This is a genomic window from Vibrio sp. Of14-4, assembly GCF_022347625.1.
GTDB classification, from domain to species: Bacteria; Pseudomonadota; Gammaproteobacteria; order Enterobacterales; family Vibrionaceae; genus Vibrio; species Vibrio pristinus.
Genome location: NZ_JAKRGI010000012.1, coordinates 78,776 through 99,616 on the forward strand (window position 1 = coordinate 78,776; position 20,841 = coordinate 99,616).

At 40.6% G+C, this 20,841-nt stretch carries 19 protein-coding genes; 10 read left to right on the plus strand and 9 right to left on the minus strand.

Features of this window, described 5'->3' with window-relative positions:
* Positions 1–58: 58 nt before the first annotated feature.
* Positions 59–1,285, minus strand: a complete 1,227-nt coding sequence (locus tag MHN79_RS13185) for a glycoside hydrolase family 18 protein (RefSeq protein WP_239173270.1) — start codon at positions 1,283–1,285, stop codon at positions 59–61.
* 263 nt (positions 1,286–1,548) lie between these two features.
* Here MHN79_RS13185 and MHN79_RS13190 point away from each other — a divergent pair, with 263 nt between their 5' ends.
* Positions 1,549–2,454 (plus strand): LysR family transcriptional regulator, encoded by a 906-nt coding sequence (locus MHN79_RS13190; protein WP_239173271.1) that lies wholly within the window; start codon positions 1,549–1,551, stop codon positions 2,452–2,454.
* A 45-nt stretch (positions 2,455–2,499) separates the two neighbouring features.
* Here the strand turns inward: MHN79_RS13190 and MHN79_RS13195 are convergent, their stop codons facing one another.
* Positions 2,500–3,480: an HAD family hydrolase gene (locus MHN79_RS13195; protein WP_239173272.1), complete on the minus strand. Its 981-nt coding sequence runs from the start codon at positions 3,478–3,480 to the stop codon at positions 2,500–2,502.
* A 132-nt stretch (positions 3,481–3,612) separates the two neighbouring features.
* Positions 3,613–4,401 carry an SUMF1/EgtB/PvdO family nonheme iron enzyme gene (locus tag MHN79_RS13200; RefSeq protein WP_239173311.1) on the minus strand — a complete coding sequence of 263 codons (789 nt, stop codon included), beginning with the start codon at positions 4,399–4,401 and terminating at the stop codon, positions 3,613–3,615.
* Between the two features lie 173 nt (positions 4,402–4,574).
* Between MHN79_RS13200 and MHN79_RS13205 the strand changes: the two genes are divergently transcribed.
* From MHN79_RS13205 to MHN79_RS13220, 4 genes are all read left to right on the plus strand, one after another.
* Positions 4,575–5,897 (plus strand): anaerobic sulfatase maturase, encoded by a 1,323-nt coding sequence (locus MHN79_RS13205; protein WP_239173273.1) that lies wholly within the window; start codon positions 4,575–4,577, stop codon positions 5,895–5,897.
* A gap of 84 nt (positions 5,898–5,981) precedes the next feature.
* Positions 5,982–6,977 carry a HEAT repeat domain-containing protein gene (locus MHN79_RS13210; protein WP_239173312.1) on the plus strand — a complete coding sequence of 332 codons (996 nt, stop codon included), beginning with the start codon at positions 5,982–5,984 and terminating at the stop codon, positions 6,975–6,977.
* Between the two features lie 74 nt (positions 6,978–7,051).
* A complete protein-coding gene (locus MHN79_RS13215) occupies positions 7,052–7,459 on the plus strand; it encodes a YeeE/YedE family protein (protein WP_239173274.1) in 408 nt (135 codons plus the stop codon).
* 11 nt (positions 7,460–7,470) lie between these two features.
* Positions 7,471–7,896 carry a YeeE/YedE family protein gene (locus MHN79_RS13220; RefSeq protein ID WP_239173275.1) on the plus strand — a complete coding sequence of 142 codons (426 nt, stop codon included), beginning with the start codon at positions 7,471–7,473 and terminating at the stop codon, positions 7,894–7,896.
* Between the two features lie 18 nt (positions 7,897–7,914).
* Here the strand turns inward: MHN79_RS13220 and MHN79_RS13225 are convergent, their stop codons facing one another.
* The gene (locus MHN79_RS13225) at positions 7,915–8,811 is read right to left on the minus strand and encodes an endonuclease/exonuclease/phosphatase family protein (protein ID WP_239173276.1); all 897 of its coding nucleotides are present in this window, start codon (positions 8,809–8,811) and stop codon (positions 7,915–7,917) included.
* A gap of 277 nt (positions 8,812–9,088) precedes the next feature.
* Between MHN79_RS13225 and nrdD the strand changes: the two genes are divergently transcribed.
* Both nrdD and nrdG read left to right on the plus strand, forming a co-directional pair.
* Positions 9,089–11,209: an anaerobic ribonucleoside-triphosphate reductase gene (nrdD, locus tag MHN79_RS13230; RefSeq protein WP_239173277.1), complete on the plus strand. Its 2,121-nt coding sequence runs from the start codon at positions 9,089–9,091 to the stop codon at positions 11,207–11,209.
* A gap of 3 nt (positions 11,210–11,212) precedes the next feature.
* Positions 11,213–11,686, plus strand: coding sequence for an anaerobic ribonucleoside-triphosphate reductase-activating protein (gene nrdG / locus MHN79_RS13235; protein ID WP_239173278.1), 474 nt, complete (start codon positions 11,213–11,215; stop codon positions 11,684–11,686).
* A 95-nt stretch (positions 11,687–11,781) separates the two neighbouring features.
* Here the strand turns inward: nrdG and MHN79_RS13240 are convergent, their stop codons facing one another.
* Positions 11,782–12,855: a lipase family protein gene (locus MHN79_RS13240; RefSeq protein ID WP_239173279.1), complete on the minus strand. Its 1,074-nt coding sequence runs from the start codon at positions 12,853–12,855 to the stop codon at positions 11,782–11,784.
* Between the two features lie 201 nt (positions 12,856–13,056).
* Complete coding sequence (locus MHN79_RS13245) at positions 13,057–13,500, minus strand: DUF2000 domain-containing protein (protein WP_160927997.1); 444 nt, start codon at positions 13,498–13,500, stop codon at positions 13,057–13,059.
* 658 nt (positions 13,501–14,158) lie between these two features.
* Here MHN79_RS13245 and MHN79_RS13250 point away from each other — a divergent pair.
* Positions 14,159–14,602 (plus strand): sulfite exporter TauE/SafE family protein, encoded by a 444-nt coding sequence (locus MHN79_RS13250; protein ID WP_239173280.1) that lies wholly within the window; start codon positions 14,159–14,161, stop codon positions 14,600–14,602.
* A complete protein-coding gene (locus tag MHN79_RS13255) occupies positions 14,599–15,186 on the plus strand; it encodes an O-methyltransferase (RefSeq protein WP_239173281.1) in 588 nt (195 codons plus the stop codon). Before MHN79_RS13250 ends, MHN79_RS13255 begins: the two co-directional genes overlap by 4 nt.
* A gap of 353 nt (positions 15,187–15,539) precedes the next feature.
* Here the strand turns inward: MHN79_RS13255 and MHN79_RS13260 are convergent, their stop codons facing one another.
* Complete coding sequence (locus tag MHN79_RS13260; RefSeq protein ID WP_239173282.1) at positions 15,540–16,616, minus strand: DUF3541 domain-containing protein; 1,077 nt, start codon at positions 16,614–16,616, stop codon at positions 15,540–15,542.
* A 136-nt stretch (positions 16,617–16,752) separates the two neighbouring features.
* Positions 16,753–17,202, minus strand: a complete 450-nt coding sequence (locus MHN79_RS13265) for an ADP-ribosyltransferase (RefSeq protein WP_239173283.1) — start codon at positions 17,200–17,202, stop codon at positions 16,753–16,755.
* A 692-nt stretch (positions 17,203–17,894) separates the two neighbouring features.
* On the opposite strand from MHN79_RS13265, the gene MHN79_RS13270 reads away from it, so the two are divergent.
* Positions 17,895–18,806, plus strand: coding sequence for a LysR family transcriptional regulator (locus MHN79_RS13270; protein ID WP_239173284.1), 912 nt, complete (start codon positions 17,895–17,897; stop codon positions 18,804–18,806).
* Positions 18,807–18,877: 71 nt separating this feature from the next.
* Here the strand turns inward: MHN79_RS13270 and MHN79_RS13275 are convergent, their stop codons facing one another.
* Positions 18,878–20,641 carry a methyl-accepting chemotaxis protein gene (locus MHN79_RS13275; RefSeq protein ID WP_239173285.1) on the minus strand — a complete coding sequence of 588 codons (1,764 nt, stop codon included), beginning with the start codon at positions 20,639–20,641 and terminating at the stop codon, positions 18,878–18,880.
* Positions 20,642–20,841 lie beyond the last annotated feature (200 nt).

A 20,841-nucleotide genomic window follows, 5' to 3' on the forward strand; every position in this document is an offset into this window, starting at 1 on the left:
CTGATTCCGAGTGTAAAATTAGCACTCGGATTGCTATTGAACCAATGAAATGATGGATTTAGTTACAGTTCGAGATAAACACCCAGCCTGAGTATTGATCGGCAGGAGTTTTGCCCGCATCTGTCCAACGCTCCGAGTGGTACAAATCGTTTTGATAAACCACGTCCACATCAGGCCTATATTGACCTGATTCAAACTCTTCAATGCCTTGGCACTGGTTTGGGTGAGGCTGCGAAGGGGGCTCTATGTTTGCTTCTGCGATGGAACTAGATAAGGTCTGATTTGCTGAATCTTGGCCAATCTCCCACACAGCAATGCCTCCAAAGCCATTGGCATCGGCATAATCAACCTTTGCATCTATATTCAGTGGGCTGTCATAAAAGATAATGTTATTTTCAGCATTAGAATAGGAGTAGGTTCCTTCCCAGTTGTTTTCTACTACTGTGTAACCTTGATTTATAGACGGCTCTATACTTGCGTAAGTAACGGCTTGATAGCCGCTAAATTCACTATTTGGCGTGGTTGTGCCACTAAACTTACTGGCAAAAAACGCTACGCCTAAGTTGAGTTGCTCTGCTGGTAAACCACGTTCAAGCCAGTAGTCTAACCCTTGAGCACCATCCATTAGGCTAGAGTGATGTTTTGTGGTTTGAGACCAGCCGCCAGAATATGAATAGGTCATCACGACGAGATAATCTGAATCGGATAATGCGTCTATTGGTGTGTTATCCCCCATATAAGCGCTTGGAGAGATAGCGTTAGAAACGAGAAGGTTATGGCTGTCAGCTGCCGTATTGAGCTCGGCCATAAGATCAGTATAAGCTTGCTTGTAACTTTCGTTAGTATTTGGCTCACCCCATTCCCAATCGATATCAATTCCGTCAGCTTCCCATTCCAATGCCAGCTCTATAGCGTTGTGGACGAACTCGCTTCTTGTCTCAGGATTCGCCGCCATTACTGGGAAGTATTGCGAGCCTTTTTCTGAAGTACCGCCGAAAGTCAGCATCATTTTAGTATTGGGGTTCGCTTTTTGTTTTAAATCCTCAAAGTATTGCGCCATTTGCACCTTCGTTTTTCCATCGGGCCAACCCAATGTTCCATCTGCTAGAGGAGTAATTGAGAATAGGTGGACATGGGTATACATGGAGATATCCATGTTTTTAACGGTCTCAATGCGGTAACTAGGAACATAACCAATTACGTTCCCTTTGATGTTTTCTGTTGCGGCATTTGCACTTAATGTCAGTACAGCTGGAACGAATAACACTGCTTTTAACTTATTCATAGATATCCCTATATGTTTTTTATTCGAGAACAATTAGCACACCCTTGTGTTAGTCGAATATGACACTAGACTATTTTTCTTTGTATCTTTGGGTTGGCTCCACAAAACGAAAGTTATTCATAGTGAACTTTGTTAAAGGAAAGTCCATGAAATCAACTCAGTATGCGAAGAAACCTGTATCGCCACTCAATTTCTTGATTTTAAGTCGTGGTCAGGAAGCAAGTTGGCTAGAATAGAGCGATGTTGGATTTTGTGTTGGTGCCATGAAGAATACAGACTTAAACCTTATTCCCATTTTTGTGGCGATTTATGAGGAACAAAATTTATCTAAAGCCGCAGCTAGGTTGGATATAAGCCAGCCAGCGGTGAGTAAAGCGTTGGCTCGTCTAAGAGATATTTATGATGAACCATTGTTCCATCGCAGCCCTTCAGGCGTTGATCCAACCAGTTTTGCGATGGACATTTACCCTGCGATGCTAACCGCGTTGAAGAACTTTACTTCGACCTTATCGGCTTCAAGTAGTTTTGATCCTAAAGTATCCAATCGAATTTTTTCTATTGCTTGTTTGTCTGTGGCCAGTTACGAATTAATGCCGCAACTTATGTGTCAAATTCGCGACCAAGCCCCAAATATTGCCTTAGAAGTTCACCCGCTATTTACCGAGGATTATGAGGCTGATTTGCGCCTTCAACGTTATGATTTAATCATAGATTTGCCGCCAAGAGGCCGAACTGTACTCAAAACCGAAGCGATATTTTCTGAGCGTTTGATGGTGGTTTGTCGTGCTGATCATCCTCGACTGATAGACGCTTGTACTGTTGACCAGTTTTTAGCAGAAGAGCATGTGGTGGTGGCTCGTTGGCAGGCAAGGGATAGTTTGCTTACCGGTGAAGATATAGAAGACCTAGCCAGGCGCAATATTGTTTATCGTGCGGCAGGTGCAATGGAAATGTTGCCTGTTATCAATAGTAGTGAGCTTATTGGTACCTTGCCAGAGTCTACTATCCAGCATTTCTCTAACACCTATGATCTTAAATCCTTTCCTCTTCCTTTTAGCGATAGCGTGCATGATTTATATGCTATTTGGCACTCCAGTCGAACTAACGAAAGTGCGCATCAGTGGTTAAGAGCACAAATCAAGCGGGCAGGGAAAGCGATCCGTAAATAGGCGTTTTGATTTGAACGCTCCCCATAATGGGGAGCGATGAGGGAGTTAATAAACAGTGCACCATTCGTTCTTCATATCAATGAGGTGCCAATTGTTGCGTTTGTTTGCTTCATCCATGGCCTTATCAAGATGTCCAACGCTTGATTTACGGTCATATTGCCACTCTCTGTCTTTATCGGTGTGATGAACGATCATTGCCATCGAATTTGGCTGGCTTGTTGCCCATTGCATCATTGCGTGGTCTCCATCGGAATTACCAACTGCAAGTACAGGTTTCTTACCGATAACGTGCTGAATATTTTCAACCTTTACTTCTTTATCATCGATACTAAGGATTTCATTAAGTTTGGTTACGGTTGGATTACCATCGTTGTAATCATATTGATACTTAAGAGCACTACCGATGATCTGCTCTTGAGGGATGTTGTACACATTGGGCGCCCATACGCGCATAAAATCAACCCCACCACCAGAGACAATATAAGTTTTGAAGCCGTTGTCTTGAAGGTAATTTAGCATCTCTCGCATCGGCTTATAGGTTAGGTCAGTATAGGCCTTGCTAAATCGCGGGTCTTTGGCTGCTTCAAGCCATGTGGCCACACGGCTTTGGTACTCTTCGACCGTCATACCACTATGTGTGGCAGTAACGATTTTTAAAAGCGCTTTCTCACCACCGCGAAATACACTCGGGATGTCATTTTTGAGCACTGACTTGAATGGCTCTTCTGCACTCCATTCTGGATGCTGGTCAGCCATAGACTTAACTTGATCGAAAGCAAAAGCAAGCTGGTAGTAATAGGGTTTTTCTGACCAAAGTGTGCCGTCGTTGTCAAAAACAGCAATCCTATCTTTTTCTGGGATAAATGTGTTTTGCGACTTATCAGTAGATTGAGAGACAAATTGAGTAATCTCCGTTTTACTCGCACCATCTTTCCAAGAAGGTAATAAATTTGGGTCGCAATCTACAGCCATTGCTGAAAAGGAAAGACTCGATAAAACGGCGAGGGTACAGATGTTCTTATTCATTTATAGGCTACCTATGTGTTTGTTGTACTTATGTGAGTGCAGCGATAGATAAACGTATCAGGTGATATACGTTTGTCTAACCTAACCAAAAACGTGTGTAAAATCTCATCGTGTATTGGGCATGCGTTTTCGCTACTGAGTATCTTTTGCTAGCCGAAGCCCCATGTCCGACATAATAATAGACTGACTTGCGAAATCTCGGCGGAAATTTTCCGACTCATCAGCATCATAGGCAAAACTTCCGCCTCGCACGACCTTGTGTGCTAAGCCAGCTTTTTCCTCTTTTGCGTTATTAGGATTAGTTGTTGGACCAAATCGATAAAAGGTATCGTCATAAGCATCAATGACAAACTCTCCGACATTGCCCGTCATGTCGTAAAGCCCTAGCTCGTTAGGTTGTTTTTGCCCAACAGGATGTGCTTGGTTGTTTGAATTGTTTGCATACCAAGCGACATCGCCAATGCTATTTGAACCTGAATAGGTATAACCGAGACTCTTATTACCACCTTTGGCGGCAAACTCCCATTCTGCTTCTGTGGGAAGTCTGTAGTTCTCACCGGTTAACTTATTAAGCCGCTGAATAAAGTAATTGGCTTGCTGCCAACTTAAATTATTTACTGGCATGTTTGGGCCATGAAAGTAGCTCAATGATGACCCCATTACGGATTCAAACAGCTCTTGCGTGACCTCGAATTTAGAAATATAAAAGCTGTCGATTTCTACCTTTCTGGCGGGTTTTTCGGCTTTGTTTGCGCTTTTGCTGTCTGAACCCCTGATATAAGAGCCTCCTTCTACCTTAACCATATCTAGATCAATGTTGAGAGCAATAGGGTGAGTGGGTTTTGTCGCGCAGCCGTTGACCAATAGACTCGATAAAATAATAGAAAGTGAATGTAAGACTACGTTTTTATTAACTTTCATCAGGGAGTTCTCTTTCATATTTTGAAACCTTAGCTTAACAGCAACAGCCATGAAAAAAGGTTATATCCGGTATAACAAGCCAGTGGTATTAATGACATTTATGATTGCTGTACCAAGTTAAGAGCAGGCGGCTAAGACTGTTTTTAGCTGACTTAAACAGACAAAGGTGACTTATGCATATTACTCAGGGTCCTCAATTTAATGGTAAAGCGTCTAAACGGCTGCATGTGATGGCCAAGCCTATCGGCGCTGTGTGTAACATTGACTGCACTTACTGCTATTACCTCAGTAAACAGGACTTACTTGAGTACAAACAGGGTTGCTCGCCTGTTATGGACGATGACACTTTAGAAACCTATATTCGACAATATATTGAAGGGCAAAATACACCCGAAATTATTTTCTCTTGGCAGGGTGGTGAACCTACTATGCTAGGTTTGGACTATTTCAAAAAAATTGTTGAATTCCAGGCCAAATACCAGCCTCAAGGTATTACTATTTCGAACGATTTGCAGACAAACGGCACCTTACTTAATGATGAGTGGTGTGCGTTTCTAAAACAACATAACTTTCTCGTGGGTTTGAGTATTGATGGGCCTGAAATGTTGCACAATGCTTATCGAACCAATCGTGCTGGTCGCGGTACATTCAATCAAGTGATGAAAGCTGTAGAGTTACTCCATAAACACCAAGTAAAATTTGCAACTCTAACTTGCGTGAACAACTTAACCAGTCGTAATCCGCTCGAAGTTTATCGCTTTTTGCGAGATGAAGTGCGTTCTCCTCAAATGCAGTTTATTCCGATTGTTGAACAAAAAACGTTCCGCACTACCGCTCCCCAAACTTGGCAACCGCAGGAACAGTTAAAGCAAGGTGATAAACGTTTGATCCCCGGTCATAAAGATTCAATTGTGGAACCATGGTGTGTCGCAGATGAAGCATGGGGTAATTTCCTTATTGAAATCTTTGATGAGTGGATACAAAACGACATAGGTAAAGTGTTTGTTCAATACTTTGAAGCAAGTATTGAAGCATGGATGGGACGAAAAAATCCTTTGTGCACCTTGGGTGAAATTTGCGGTAAAGGTTTGGCTATGGAGCCAAATGGTGACGTGTATTCGTGTGATCACTATGTTTATCCCGAATATAAAATTGGCAATATTCACCATCAAAAACTAGACACCTTGGCCTATAGCACCGAGCAACAAAAGTTTGGTTTTGCTAAAAAGCGTACATTGCCACGTCAATGTCAGAGCTGTGATTATCAATTTGCTTGTTATGGTGAATGTCCGAAAAATCGTTTTATTCGCACTCAAGAGGGTGAGTCTGGATTGAACTATTTGTGCGCTGGCTGGAAGAAGTTTTTTTCTCATGCGGATAAGGCTATGGCGTATATTCTCCGAGCAACGGGTAACCCTGTTGCGCATGGAAAATATAGTGATGCCGTATTGCGTGAGCATTTGGGTAAACCTTCTGTATTTGAAACTAAGTTTTGAGGTGTATTGATGCGATTGTATTTAAACCATGGCCCAACAACTCATACCTCAGTGAATAAATGCTATCGGGTTTATAAAAAATTGATGGTTCTGTTAGTTGGCGCCTCAGTCTGCCAGCTTTCGCTTGCAGCGAGTACTGGCCAAGAATCGGCCCTTCCAGCACAGCATCAAGAGCAGCAGGTGACGCCTCAGCAGAGAATAGCGGCGCTCTCTTACAAAGCGCAGGATATTAAGCAGCCTCAAGCTCAGCGTATTCAAGCGCTTCGGGAGTTAGCCAACTATCCCAGTCAAAATGCGCTGGTTGCGGTAGTAAGAAGCTTGCAAGATAGCGAACCCGAGGTTCGAGAGGCAGCGATTGTGGGAGCGGCGCCGTACAGCATTGAACATCGCTGGCGTTTGATTGAGCCTTTGCTTACAGATGATGAGAAGAGAGTTCGCATTACCGCGGCGACCAATCTGGTTCGAGATTTTTCAAATCTGAATAAAAAACAGCAACAGATACTCGAAAAACCAGTCGCTGAGCTTATTACAGATTTACAAGCCGACAATGATCAAAGCTCGCAATTACTGTTAGCAGACGTTTACCGCTGGCATCAAGATTGGCAAAAGGCAGACGACATCTACCAAACTCTGGTAAAGGAACAACCTAATAATCCCGAGATTTGGCTCAACTTAACGGATAATTATCGTGCTCAAGAAAAAGATCGTATTGCTGTAGAAACTCTGACCAAAGCGATCACGCTAAACCCCAATAATGCGCCTCTTCACTATTCGAAATCATTGGCCTTGGTCAGGCTCGATGATAAGAAAAGTGCTGCGTTTGAAATTGAGCAAGCGGCAGAGATGGCAGAAGATAATAGTTATTATTGGTATCTAAATGGTGTGTTACAAGAGAATTATGACTTACAAAAGTCAATCAGGTCTTTTGAGCAGGCGTATTTAATTTCTGGTGCTCCAGAGCAGTTATATGCTGTGTGTGATATATACGTTCGCCACAACAATCCAAAAATAGATCAATGTTTGAGTGAGCTTGCCAAGGTTGCGCCAAAATCGGTGATTGATGGGTTAAAGAAGCGTTAGTTAATTCATTTGTATCTTGAACTTCATTACATTAGCAATTAAAGTATTAGTAATTGCTAATATTTGGTGTGAACATGATGGATAGTCTTCCTTGGACCTCCTTTTTTGGAGGCGTATTACTTGGCTTATCAGCGGTCTTTCTGTTTGTTATTCACGGTAAAGTCGCAGGCATCAGTGGGATAATTAATGGATTGCTTTCTCCAGTCAAAGGTGATCGACTTTGGCGAGTGTTGTTCTTAGTCGGTCTTACTGCTGGTGGTTTGGCTTGTTTAGCAATACTGGATATTCAAGTGCCAGATACTACCTCTATTCCAATTCATACTCTTATTCTGGCGGGCTTACTTGTCGGCTTTGGTACTCGACTAGCGAATGGTTGTACAAGTGGACATGGCATATGTGGGATAGGAAGGTTTTCAGTTAGGTCTGTCGTTGCGACATGCGTATTTATGCTCTTTGCTATGGTCACTGTGTGGCTAACCTAAGAGATTCAGCTATGACACGAACAATGTTAAGCTTATCTATATTAGCAACTGGCCTGTTGTTTGGTGCTGGTATGACTTTGTCTGGAATGATTGATCCCGCCAAGGTAATCGGCTTTCTTAATATTGCTGGTCAGTGGGATCCAAGCTTGGCATTTGTCATGCTAGGCGCATTGGCAGTTTACACTCCTGCTTATCATCTTTGGTTAAAGCAAAGATCACAGACTTTATCTGGTGAAAGTTACTGCCTTCCGACCAATAAAACCATCAATGTTAGACTGATATTCGGAGCGGTATTATTTGGCATAGGCTGGGGGTTGGCGGGTATTTGCCCAGGCCCAGCCATGGCTAGCCTGGGGTTTGCCAATCTAGATATCGTTATTTTTATCATCGCAATGCTCGTCGGCTCTCAGTGTGCGAAGCATATAATGCCTAATTAAGCCGTTATTGTGTTCTTTTCACTCAAGCGCTGTTTGTAATGGGCAATGATCACTTAAGTGGTATTTAAGCACTTGCTTACTTGGAAAAGTGATCTGCTTTGGCGTGCTCAGTGAGAGCTCTTGATTGACTATGATATGGTCAATCAAAGAGCGAAATTGGTGAAGGCGCTTAGGTTGGCTCCTAGAGCGGACTTTACAACGTGGCTGAGTGGACAGTGTCGCAAGGCTGGCTGAAGAAGTTTGCGTGATCGCTTTCCATAGCCAGTCACCTTGATAACTCAGGTTGTGGTTAAAATCTCCCAAAATCATATATTGCTCGTCTGCTTTTTCGCGATCCAAAATCCATTGGTTTAATGCTTTCCCCTGAGACATAAGGACTTGGCAATCCTTGCTGTTTTTATATGCTCCGCTGCAACGCGCCTTTAGATGAACCGACAATATATGCAAGGGTGGTTTTTGTTTTGGTGTGACTATCATATAAGTGGCGAATCTAAGCTTACTGTTTTTACGATTGTCGAGCCTAATGTCAGATTGTCTCTCGACAGATAATCCTTTACGAATAGCAAACCCCGTGTATTGATTTATATTCTCAAACTGATGTCGTTTATTGTTCGTGTTGGCTCGCTGTGATAGGTAAATATCATAGTCTTTGCCTACCACAGCGCGAAGCGCCGCTATGTCGTTGACTTCTTGAAAGGCGAGAACGTCAGTATCTGTAGCTGCAAAATGGTTGGCTAGTGCGTCAAAGTCTGCTTGTGTTCGTTTTGACTCAATAAACTGTTTGGAAGGCGTTGTCGTTAACCATTCTATATTCCACGTCGTAAATGAAAGAGAAGATGCCGTAGCGCAGGGAGAGAGGAAACAGAATATCAGCGCAAGTGCCAAGTACTTCCAGTTAGAGTAAGCTTTAGCCATAACAAAAGAGTGCTATTGATTAAAGCGTTCAATTCTACATGAAATTTACACGGATTCAGTGATAAACACTTCAAACAAAGAGAAGAATTTCTCACTAGAGTGCGATCTCTGCCAATACGATTGATGTCTTGTTCATCAGGTACAAAGCTTTGTTGATCGATATCAAGACACACCTCTACCGATTTTCGTTAAATACACAACATATAGTATCTATCTGATTTTTATTGTCATTATATTGCGATTTTAGACCGGTTGTGGATTGGGTTAAGGAGGATAAGTGAAACCAGTTGTAATTAAACGTGATGGCTCAAAGGTGCCTTTTTGTCGTGGGCGTATCCAATCAGCCGTGGAGGCTGCTGCAGAGGTCAAAGGCAAAAATATCGCGGTTTATGCTCTTGAGGTAGCGCTTAACATAGAAGCTCAGCTTAAGGATCATCACCAGATCGATATATCTGATATCCAGACCCTAGTTGAAAATGAGTTGATGAAAGGCCCATTTCCGTCGCTCGCCCGTTCTTATATTGAGTATCGACATGATCGTGATATTGCCAGAGAAAAACAAAGTGGGTTAACGAGGGAAATCGAAGGATTAATTGCTCAAAGTGATCTTGATTTGATCAATGAGAATGCCAACAAAGATGGCAAAGTTATTCCGACTCAGCGAGACTTACTGGCAGGGATTATGGCTAAGCATTACGCAAAAACTCGAATTCTTCCTCGAGATATTGTGGCTGCTCATGACAAAGGCGATATCCATTATCACGACTTAGACTATGCGCCGTTTTTCCCCATGTTTAACTGTATGCTGATTGATTTAAAAGGCATGTTGACTCACGGCTTTAAAATGGGAAATGCTGAAATAGATACGCCTAAGTCGATCTCTACTGCTACAGCGGTGACGGCACAAATTATTGCTCAAGTGGCTAGCCATATATACGGTGGTACAACCGTCAATCGTATTGATGAAGTGCTTTCGCCTTACGTTATGGCAAGTTATGACAAGCATCTCGCGGTTGCCAAAGAGTGGAACATAGAAGATTCACAAAGTTTTGCTCGTAGTCGCAGTGAAAAAGAGTGTTTTGATGCTTTCCAGTCCTTGGAATACGAGGTGAATACCTTGCACACAGCTAACGGGCAAACGCCGTTTGTGACTTTTGGCTTTGGGCTGGGTACGTGCTGGGCTTCTTGTATGATTCAGCAAGCCATACTAAAAAATCGTTTAGCAGGGCTTGGAAAAAACCGTAAAACGGCAGTGTTTCCAAAACTTGTTTTTACTATAAAACAGGGGCTAAATCGTAGCCGTAACGATCCCAATTATCATATCAAGCAACTCGCATTAGAGTGTGCGTCAAAACGCATGTATCCGGATATTCTTAACTATGACCAAGTGGTAAAAGTGACAGGGTCATTTAAAACCCCAATGGGTTGCCGTAGTTTTCTTAACGATTACCAAGAAAACGGTGAGTTTATCTATGATGGGCGCAATAATTTGGGTGTAGTGAGCCTAAACCTTCCTCGAATTGCTTTGCAGTCAAATCAAGTTGAAGCCGAGTTTTATGCCTTACTTGATCAAAGACTTGTGCTTGCTCGCAGGGCATTAGAGACTCGAATTGATCGGCTAGAAAACGTTCAAGCTCGCGTTGCCCCCATTTTGTATATGGAAGGGGCTTGCGGAGTAAGGCTCAAAGCACAAGAACCAATAGCAAACATTTTTAAGCATGGGCGTGCCTCAATCTCTCTTGGTTACATTGGTCTTCATGAAGCCATTATCGCCTTGTATGGTAATGAGCCTCATATATATGACAACACTGACTTGCAAGCCAAAGCATTCAAAATAGTGCAACACCTTAAATGCGCAGTTAAGCAGTGGAGTGAGGAGTCTGGCTATGGCTACAGTTTGTATGCCACGCCAAGTGAAAACCTATGTCACCGATTTTGCGCTATCGATACCAAAGAATTTGGTGTGATTAAAGGTGTGACGGACAAAGGTTATTACACCAATAGCTTCCATCTGGATGTGGAAAAAAAAGTTAACCCTTACGATAAAATTGACTTTGAAATGGTTTACCCTCAGCTCTCAAGTGGCGGTTTTATTTGTTATGGCGAATTTCCTAATATGGAGTCCAATATAGAAGCCTTAGAAGATGTTTGGGATTACAGTTACTCACGTGTGCCTTACTATGGCACCAATACACCGATTGATGAATGCTATGAATGCGGTTATCGAGGGGAGTTTGATTGCACAAGTAAGGGATTTTGTTGTCCCAACTGCGGCAATCATGATTCGTCGACAGTGTCTGTGACAAGGCGAGTATGTGGTTATTTAGGCAGTCCTGATGCTCGTCCCTTTAATACTGGTAAGCAGCAAGAAGTCATTCGCCGAGTGAAGCATTTATAAATAATGAATTATCATGCCTATTATCCAATCGATGTCGTTAACGGCGAGGGAACGCGCTGCACCTTATTTGTTTCCGGCTGTGAGCACCAATGTAAAGGATGTTATAACCAATCTACCTGGCGTGTTGACTCTGGTCATTTGTTTACAAAAGAGCTGGAAGACCAGATCATCGCGGACCTGAATGACACACGAATAAGGAGAAGGGGGCTGTCTTTATCGGGCGGTGATCCGCTGCATCCTGCAAATCTTTTCGCCATTAAGAAGCTTGTTCAAAGAGTAAAATTAGAATGCCCTGACAAAGATATTTGGTTATGGACGGGTTATACACTCAAGTCACTCTCTCCTGCACAACGCGCTATTGTTCAGCAAATCGATGTTCTTATTGACGGCAAATTTGAACAAGACAAAAAAGATCTCACCCTAAAATGGCGCGGCAGCTCAAACCAAATGATTTATTGGGTGAGGGATTTTGGTTAAGTGTTTTTAAAGGATTAAACAGATTCGTCGGAAAGTAGGCATAATGGTATACTATTATCATGAGGCCTATGAAAAAACTAAATTTAAGATATCGCTTAAAAGATCTGATTGCGTTTTAGAGCAACGATCTCGAGCTTTTTACGATAAATACTGATTGAGTGATCAGAGATAAATTTTTTGTACGGGAGTTTTCCGGTTAGGTGGGATTTGAGTCTGAACAGTAGAGAAACAGAGTAAAGTAACTGAACATCTTCATACTCTCCTTTTCGACAGTTTGTTAAGTAACGCATATTGCCAGCATGCATATATCCACGGAATTTTTCTAAAAATAGTTCTTTTACCTTAGAGCCAACCCAAGGTATGAAGCTAATACTCACACCGATAATACCAACTGCTAGTCCATTAGGTGGTAACATAGTCACAGAGTCAGCAGCGTTCACAACTCGGTAAATTGGTGTCTTTATTGTAGAAATCCACTCTTTGTCCCCAACTTTTGGTGAGCCAAATGTGTAGCATGCCGCTATACCAAAAGCGAATTTTAATCTTTTCGCTGCGATTGTTGCTAATGCACCGCCTAAACTATGCCCTGTAATGAATAATGGTTTATTTTTTGTTAATGAATTAAGAGTAGTACTAAGCTCTTTCTCCACTGATTTAAAAGCTTTATGAAACCCTTCATGTACGTTACCTGGGCTTTTACATTTAGTTATTGTAGCTTTGATATTTGTTTTGATATCGCGAAAGCTGGTGGATTCAGTTCCTCTAAACGCTAATACGTAGGAGTGAGGAGTTTCTACCAATATAGCTTGAGTTCCTATATCAGTACTGAAGGTTTGTATAAGGCGAGAGCCGTTTAGAGTATTTAACTCATTAACTAGCTGTTTTCTTTCTTCTTCATGATCCCAAAGCAAGCTCTCTATCGCGAATACGGCTGCAGACATATTTATGTTGCTTGAATCATCTATAAGTTTTTTTAATGCCGTATTTAAGCCAAGCTTCTGTACATTGCTGGGTAATGCTGGATTAAAACGTAAGTATGCGAGCTCTGAAAACGTAGCCATTAGCCAAGCGGTTCGATCGCTATATGCTTGGCGATAACTTGGCTGTGGCAAACTCAATAGGCAGGATTTGGGAGTCAAGCCGATATTAACGTCCTTTAATACAGTCATAACCAACACCTTAATATGCAACTGTGCTTTTATGGTGTGGCATTTAACCAGTCGTAAAAGAAACTTTCAAGTAACGATTTGAATTTGAGGGTAATTAGGGGAACACACTCCTCAATAGGTTGTATTGAATTTGAAGAGTGAGCGAACGTTTTGGTCACATGTCATTTCACGATGTAAATGACACAAACTTCTAAGTTTTTCTTACTTAAAAAGGCTAAACTTGCCTGTAATTTCCTTTAGATGCTCTGTCTCACCAAACATACAAATTCCAAAATACTCTAGATCTTGCTCTTTTTTATCTAACGTGGCCATAACTTGCTGTTCTGACGACCCTATGATCATGGTATCTGTAAAATCAGTAAATGGTATTTTTCGTTCTAAGAGCTCATTGCGAATTGTTCTGATTTTATTCGAGTTGTCAGCTTTAAGCACAATGAAAGGGTAGTGTGATATTGATGGGTGTATGCCTTCATCTTTATCTTGATATTGCAAGAAACAAAGCTTTTCAACATCACCAACTTGATTGACGAGTCCTGCAGACATGTGACCTAATGCATTAAATAACCGCCCAATTTCTACTTTTTTATTTAATACGGCCACAAATCTTTTTGAAGTCTCATCGGGAAGACTTGAATAATCTGACATATTATACCTTCGTGCTACTCTCATGGAGAGATTAAGGGTGTGATACTTTAGGTGATGAGTCTAAGTATATAAGTCAAAACACTCACCTAAAGCAATACTTAGCTGTCATAGCCCATACAATAATTTATTTTAAAATTGACATGTGATGATTAGCCATGAGCATCGAAATCATTATTCTATAACTAGCACCTATAATCAATAAAATTTTATATATCATATAGATAACACACTAGTCTTATTCGTGGAATACAAGACGTTATGAAAACATACAACTAAGTGATAGTCGAGGCTTAACCTGCTCTTTAAGTACTACAAATTAATATTGAGTTGACATTTTTCATCTCCTTTGTAACCAGACCATAATGTAACCTTTTCCTCCTTTGAAATTTATATCTCATCCTATATAAATTTTTTACCTCAGGTTGAAAGTAAGTTGACATAAATCCAGTATTATATCTGGCTTACCTATATTTATCTTCTAAATAAGTCATTGGCTTTATTATTTTTCGTTTACTTTTAAGCTATATATTTTGCTTCAAGGTATTACCTAGTTTGGTATTCGATATTAATAAATCACTATTAGTAATGCATGAGTTTTATAATACTTCATGTCATATACTTTCATAATTGATAGATCCACCATTTTCACCAAATGTAAATGTTACTCACGATCTATGCGATCGCGGGACTTGCTAACTTTCAATTTGAAATACAGCAACGGTGGCAAGGGTTTTTTGGTGCTATGATGGGTTCATGTAATGGGGTTTTCACTGGTTTGACGGGCTCCTCTGCTGTTCCCGGTGTTTTTTACCTTCAATCATCAGGCTTGTCCAAAGAGCAATTAGTTCAGGCGATGGGTATACTGTTTACTTTCTCATCTGCTGGCTTGAGTATTGGATTATATTTACAAGATAAGCTAACTATCACTTCAGGGGCTCTATCCCTAGTCGCTTTGATTCCAGCAGTCTCTGGTATGTACATAGGTGCAAAAGTAAGGAAACGCTTATCCATTCAGGTATTCCAAAAGGTGTTTTTTTGTCCTTATTGCTACTTGGTCTATTTATTGTTTTTAAAAATATTGTTTTATAGAGAGACATTATGAATGAAATCAGAAAGCTACTAGAGTCACTTGCTGCCAAAGGCATTGAAAACGATAGTCTAGTGACGGAAAAGAATAGGAAGTACCTTAACATCACCCATGATACTGGAGAGTTCCTTTCTGTTATGGTGAAATCTATCTCAGCAAAGAATATACTTGAATTAGGAACGTCAAACGGCTATTCAACAATTTGGCTTGCTCAAGCACTTAACGGATCAGGAAAAGTCACCACAATTGAATATGACCCTGTCAAAGTCAAGGAGGCAAAAGAAAATTTCAAAAGTGCGAAGCTGGATGATCGTATAAGTTTGGTTGAAGGAGAAGTAACTAAGGTTCTACCTAGCATTAGAAATCATTTTGATCTTGTTTTTCTGGATACAGACAGAAGTATCTATATGTGTATTTTACAAGATATACTAAGACTAACGAAGCCTGGTGGAATGATTATCTGTGATAACGCATCTTCCCACTACGATGAGTTAAAGGATCTAATAGACTTTTTTAATCAGCAGCATGGCTATACGACATGCCATATCCCCGTTGGTAAAGGAGAGTTTGTAATTCACAAAGAAAAGACCAACCCGTAATTTATTTTAAAGCAAATCTCCGTAAGTTAATGGATTACATAAAATAGAACATTTTGGTTAAACGGCTTGTAATGCTTTTGGTATGGAATATTTTGTCTCGGATAGTAATACTGATTATCTAGTATGTGTAAGTTGGTATGCAGTTGAATTTAAAGGACTAATTAATCTGGATGCCATCAAAAGTTAAAATGGACACACACTAAATCTACATAGTGTGCTGAACTAAACCCCAAGGCCTCGCAACATGTGAGGCCTTTTTACTTAGAACAGTATTTACAAGGACACACACCTCAATAGAGTTTCCCTTGTAAACATGCCGGATTTTCTGAATCAGTTGACGTTACACCTTCTTGCTACTTTGCAATCAAACCATAAGGTAAGGTTGGAAAGAGGTGAGGGCTCTGCTGTATATTTACTGAGCTATTGGTCCCCTGCCAATTTAAAAGGATCGCTGAAAGAACGTTACGATGCTCTCCTATACTAATATCTGCGCTTCCGGTGGTACTGAGTATCATATTATGTTTGGGGTCGATGCTGTTTAAAATATGGCGCTGTGTTTTAATCAGTGCAGGGTCGTCATTTAGACCTGCTAATAAAAACACTATACCTGATTCTGCAATCACATCTTCTTTTGTTCTCGCAATAATGGTGTCTATGTTGCTGCGAAAATAGTCATAAACCCACTGATAGTCTTTCTCGTTAATAGAATGCTGATAATAGCCAGATGCAGCGATAATAATATGCGTCAGGCCATAAATTTTATTGGCGTATTGTTGATCCGTTAGCTGAGCATCAAGATGATCAGGGTAAGTCTTCTTAAAAGCTGAGATATACTCATCAACGATATCTTGGACACCCAGCTGTTTAAGCCAATAAACCTGATTAGACAGTTGGGCGGCCCATGCTTTGATCATATCTGGGTCTGTCGCATAGTTTTTGAAATCATACTGGTTGAGTAGCGCACGTAATCTGTCATCTTGAATATGTTTGAGTCCTAACTCATCCGCGCGCGCCATTGAGCCAATAAGATTAACAGCAAGCTCTATATATTCTGGGTATTGTTGGAGTGTTTTTTTTCTTAATGATTCTTTTATTGGATCGGAGTTTTGGTAGCGTTTATCGATATTCTTAGAAGCTTGATCAATTAGAGAGGGGCTATATAACTCATTGGCGATTCGGTTTAGGTTACTGGCTACACGAGCAGTATCAACCCAAATTCCCGTCTGATAACTGCTATCGCCTGTCTGACGATACATGCGAATAGCGTAATGGCCAAGTTTAAATGGAGGCAGAGAAAGCAAGTGTTGTTGATACGTAGTTTTAATCTGCTCTGAACCAGCAATCAAGTCTTGTGTAGATGGTGGTGTTGCGGCGTGACTGCAAAGACTAATAGCAGACGTGAGAACGAGAATGCTCCAATGCTTTTTCATAATTTTTCCAAACTTACGTTAGTCGGACATATATACCATAATTCGGTCAGATTTTTTGTTATCAAAATGTGCAGACTATGTGAGGGCTGCACATTTTGAAATATACTTCTCGATTCACGTGAGATTTTTGTATTTTTTATATGACGAATGGACAGGTAAGATGTAAAGCATCTGATGAAGACTCTACAAACTGAATAGCCTCTGGCTCTGACGTATATAGATTGAATGCTTGAGTATGACCTTCGATTGAGTCAATCGTTTCCAGAGCAATTAGCTTTCTACTTCCTTGAGTAGCGATCGCTTGTACTTTCATATAGGTTTTGGGTGACACAATAACTTCAGCCTCTCTAGGTGTGACCGCGATAGCTGGAACAGAATACCCATTAGCGGTTAAATCAATTTCTAGTAAGGTACTGCTGTGACCAATTGTTGTTTCTGTATCTTCAGCAAATCCCATCGCTACCTCAGGTAAAACGGATGTAGACATAAAGCCCAGGTCATAGACGAGATCGCCCACGTTTAACTGGTCAATCAGACCTGTTTTTGTCAAAGTTCCGCGATACACTTTTCCTTGAAAACGCGGCATTTTTCTTAGCCCGGTTTCTACTTCTTTTACTTTCGATGCTACTATTTTATCGAACCGTTTTCCGTTTATATAAGCATCACCATGTTTGTTGTTGATAAGTATTTTCTCGCAAAATTTTATTTTTATGCGTAATTCTCTAATTTTATTAAACGCTATTGATTAAATTCAAAATAAATCATCAATCATATACTCCTTAAAACATTATTAACCTTTTGTTAATGATGTTTACTTTTAACTAAAAATCAAAACACTATTAATTTAGCTAATAATAAGGTATTCATATTTCTCATAGCGTGGCCCACTAAAATAATCAGAAGGAATATCCAATCAGACTACGGTCGTTTTGGCTTCTATGATGCATTCATAAAATGAAATCCCAAGTAACCATTTAAAATCAATTATTTATGTTGATTAAAGTTTTGTTTTCAATCGATGGTAATTAATAAGAAATAAAATATTACACTTTTATTTCAAAGCAAAAAATAAAATAGTTATGAATGAAAAATTATCATATATGTTGTAATTGCATGAAAATAGTAGATTTTTTTATTTTATAAAGTCGATGAGCTTGTATTTATTATGATTATGTTTTTTTGTGCATATAATAAAACTCATAAATATGCTGTATATTTCCATGACTTTAAGAAGTGAGTTAAAAATACTGAGATAATATTTGTCAGTAGAGGAAGCCTATGGAAAACATGAAACGTTACTGCATATTTTCTGTTGTTGCAGAATCTGAGAGCATGACTGCTGCATCAAAGCGCCTAGGGATGTCACCATCAGCGATTAGTCAGAATATATCTATATTAGAGGAATCTTTAGGTGTGACATTAATTTACCGTTCGACTCGTGGTTTTTCTTTGAGTGAGGCAGGCAGGGTGTTGGTCAGTGAATACCAAAAAATGCATGATCATTTTTGCCAATTCAAACAGACGATTACCGATTGCAAGGAGCACATGTCTGGGAGCATTAAAATCACTGCCAGTAACGGCATGGCTCAGGCTGTTCTTGCACGAGCGCTTGAGGACTTTACGCCAAAATACCCGCAACTGAGTTTTCATATTATTGCTGATGATGAGTTAAGAAATACCATCAATGATGGTATCGATATTGCCATCAGAGTTGGAAAGCTGAAAGACAGTAACTTAGTGTATCGACCCGTTGGTCAGCTGGAAACCGTATTAGTCGCTTCCCCCAAATATTTAGAGCAACACGGAATACCAAGTAATATAGAAGATTTAGTGGAGCATTGTTGGCTTACGGGTACAGCGTGTGCGATGGAAAGCAGAATTAATGAGATGCTGAAAGATTCTAAACCTCTAAAATTCAACACTAAAATTGAAAGCAATAATATTATGGTGTGCCGTTCCTTTGCGATTGCTCATCAGGGAGTCACCATTTTACCACGATGTTTTGTTAATGATGCATTGAAATCTGGTCAGCTTGTTACGCTTTTAGAAGATATCCTTTGGCCTTCTGTTGAAGTGCAGATTCTTACTGCCAGTAGGGTATTACCCAAAAAAGTGAGGATTGTCATCGATCACTTAAAATCTCACTTTGAGCTTAAAGGTCAATCAATTAAGTCATTACAATCGTCTTGATATAACAATGTTTACTTACTGCAACAAAAAAGCGCTTCACGAGTGAAGCGCTTTATATAGACGGCAGTTAACTATTTTGAAGTTTGGAACTCAGCGACTGCTTGGTCCATATCTCCAGCTTGATTGGATACTTTGTCAACTTCTTCAAGACAATTCTGAGCAGATTGCATATTACCCTCTGAGATTGTATTTAGCTCAGTAATGCTGTCGCTTACTTGATTCATAACACTGCCTTGCTCTTCAATTGCAGAAGCGATACGCTCTGAGTTGGCTTGGATGTTGGTCATATCCGTTATGATTTGACCGAGACTGTCGTCCAATGTTTCAGAGGCCGTTAAGGTTTGCTGACCTTGTTCGTTACATTGGTCTATGTTGGTGACAACTGTCGCCATTTGAGTCTGGATATCGGTCACGACTTTGGTGATTTCCTCGGTCGATTGATGCGTTCGACTCGCCAAAGCTCGTACTTCATCTGCCACAACAGCAAACCCGCGACCTTGCTCACCTGCACGAGCAGCTTCGATAGCCGCGTTTAAGGCGAGTAGGTTGGTTTGTTCAGCAATGCCTTGGATAATATTTACTGCATCACCAATCTTGTCTACATGGTCATTAAGTGAGCTGATGGAGCCTTGGCTGTCAGAGAGGATTTGTGACAGCTCACCAATATTTTTTACGGTTTCTTCAACCACCGAACGACCACTTTGTGCATTGATTGTCGCTTGCTGAACGCCTTCTACCGCCACCGCTGTACTTTCAGAAATTTCGTTGATAGTCGAAACCATCTCCTGAACAGATGTAGCCATTGTTGAGGTGTGATCCGCTTGTATGTGGAACTGTTCAATCACACCTTGTAGTTCATCGTGCATACTTTGTGTGCTACTAGAAAGTTCTGATGACTTAGCCTGTGTACCTGATATCAGATCTTCTAACTTATCTAATAGGCGATTGAAGTAAGTACCAATAGAAACTAGCTCGTTGTTGCCTTTGAGCTGGGAACGAAGGGATACATTATTTGATTGAGCAATCTCTTGTATTATACCAAGCAAGGCTGAAACTTGTTGGTTGATTGAGCGAGATATCTGCCAAATAAACACCAAAATGAATATCATCACCGCGAGGCTTACGCCTTGTTTGATGGCGTCTAGGCTTTTTCGAGTAGTCTCACTTTGCTCGGCTAATGCCGCAGCGAATGTTTTAAATTGCTTTTCAACGTTGTGCGATAAGCCCCTAGTTTCGCCTAAAAGCCCTTCGTTATACTTGAGGCCAATAACTTTCATCTGCGCGACTACGTCTTTAGCTGCCGAGAGTACTTGGCTTGAGTTGTAAGGTAACAGGCTTTCTTTTAGTTCACCTTTTGCTACGCCCGAGTCAAATTCTGCAAGGCTTACAAGCTGATCACTCGACAGTGACGACTTGATATTAGACAGTGCAGAATTGTACTTACCACGCAATTTTTCTTCGGATTTTAATCCCAATGTGGCATAACCATTGACCAAGTTAGTAAATCCCGTTTGATATTTGAGTATACCATCGCGAACTGAAGCGCTGGAGGGCAGGTCATTGTCGTCTAATACGGGTGATAATTCAGACTCCAAGCCGAGGAAAATATCCATGTTCTTATCAAACTTACCGAGATACTTCATATCCTTTCGTAAGAGGAAGTCTTTTTCGTTACGTCTTAAGTTAAGGAGGCGAATTTCGAGCTTCGCGACAAGTAAGGTCGCTTGATTAAGCTGCTCAGAAGTTTGAGCAAAATGTGAGGTCGTCAAGAGCAATGAGGCAACTCCTACAACGGCGACTGCACCTAATGAATATAGTTTATTCTTAATATTCATGTGACTACCTAAGTTATTGGTTTGATCGGCTGATTAGCAACTCTTTGAAGAATAGTTGTTAATTATAGATATATCAATTATGCACTCTTAGGATATGCCATATCGGAATGCTTTTTTGTAAGGCTATGATATATCGTCTTTTTAGACTTGGTATAAGTGACGAAAATAGAGGTTTAGTCTAGGTAGGGAGCAATGAGAGG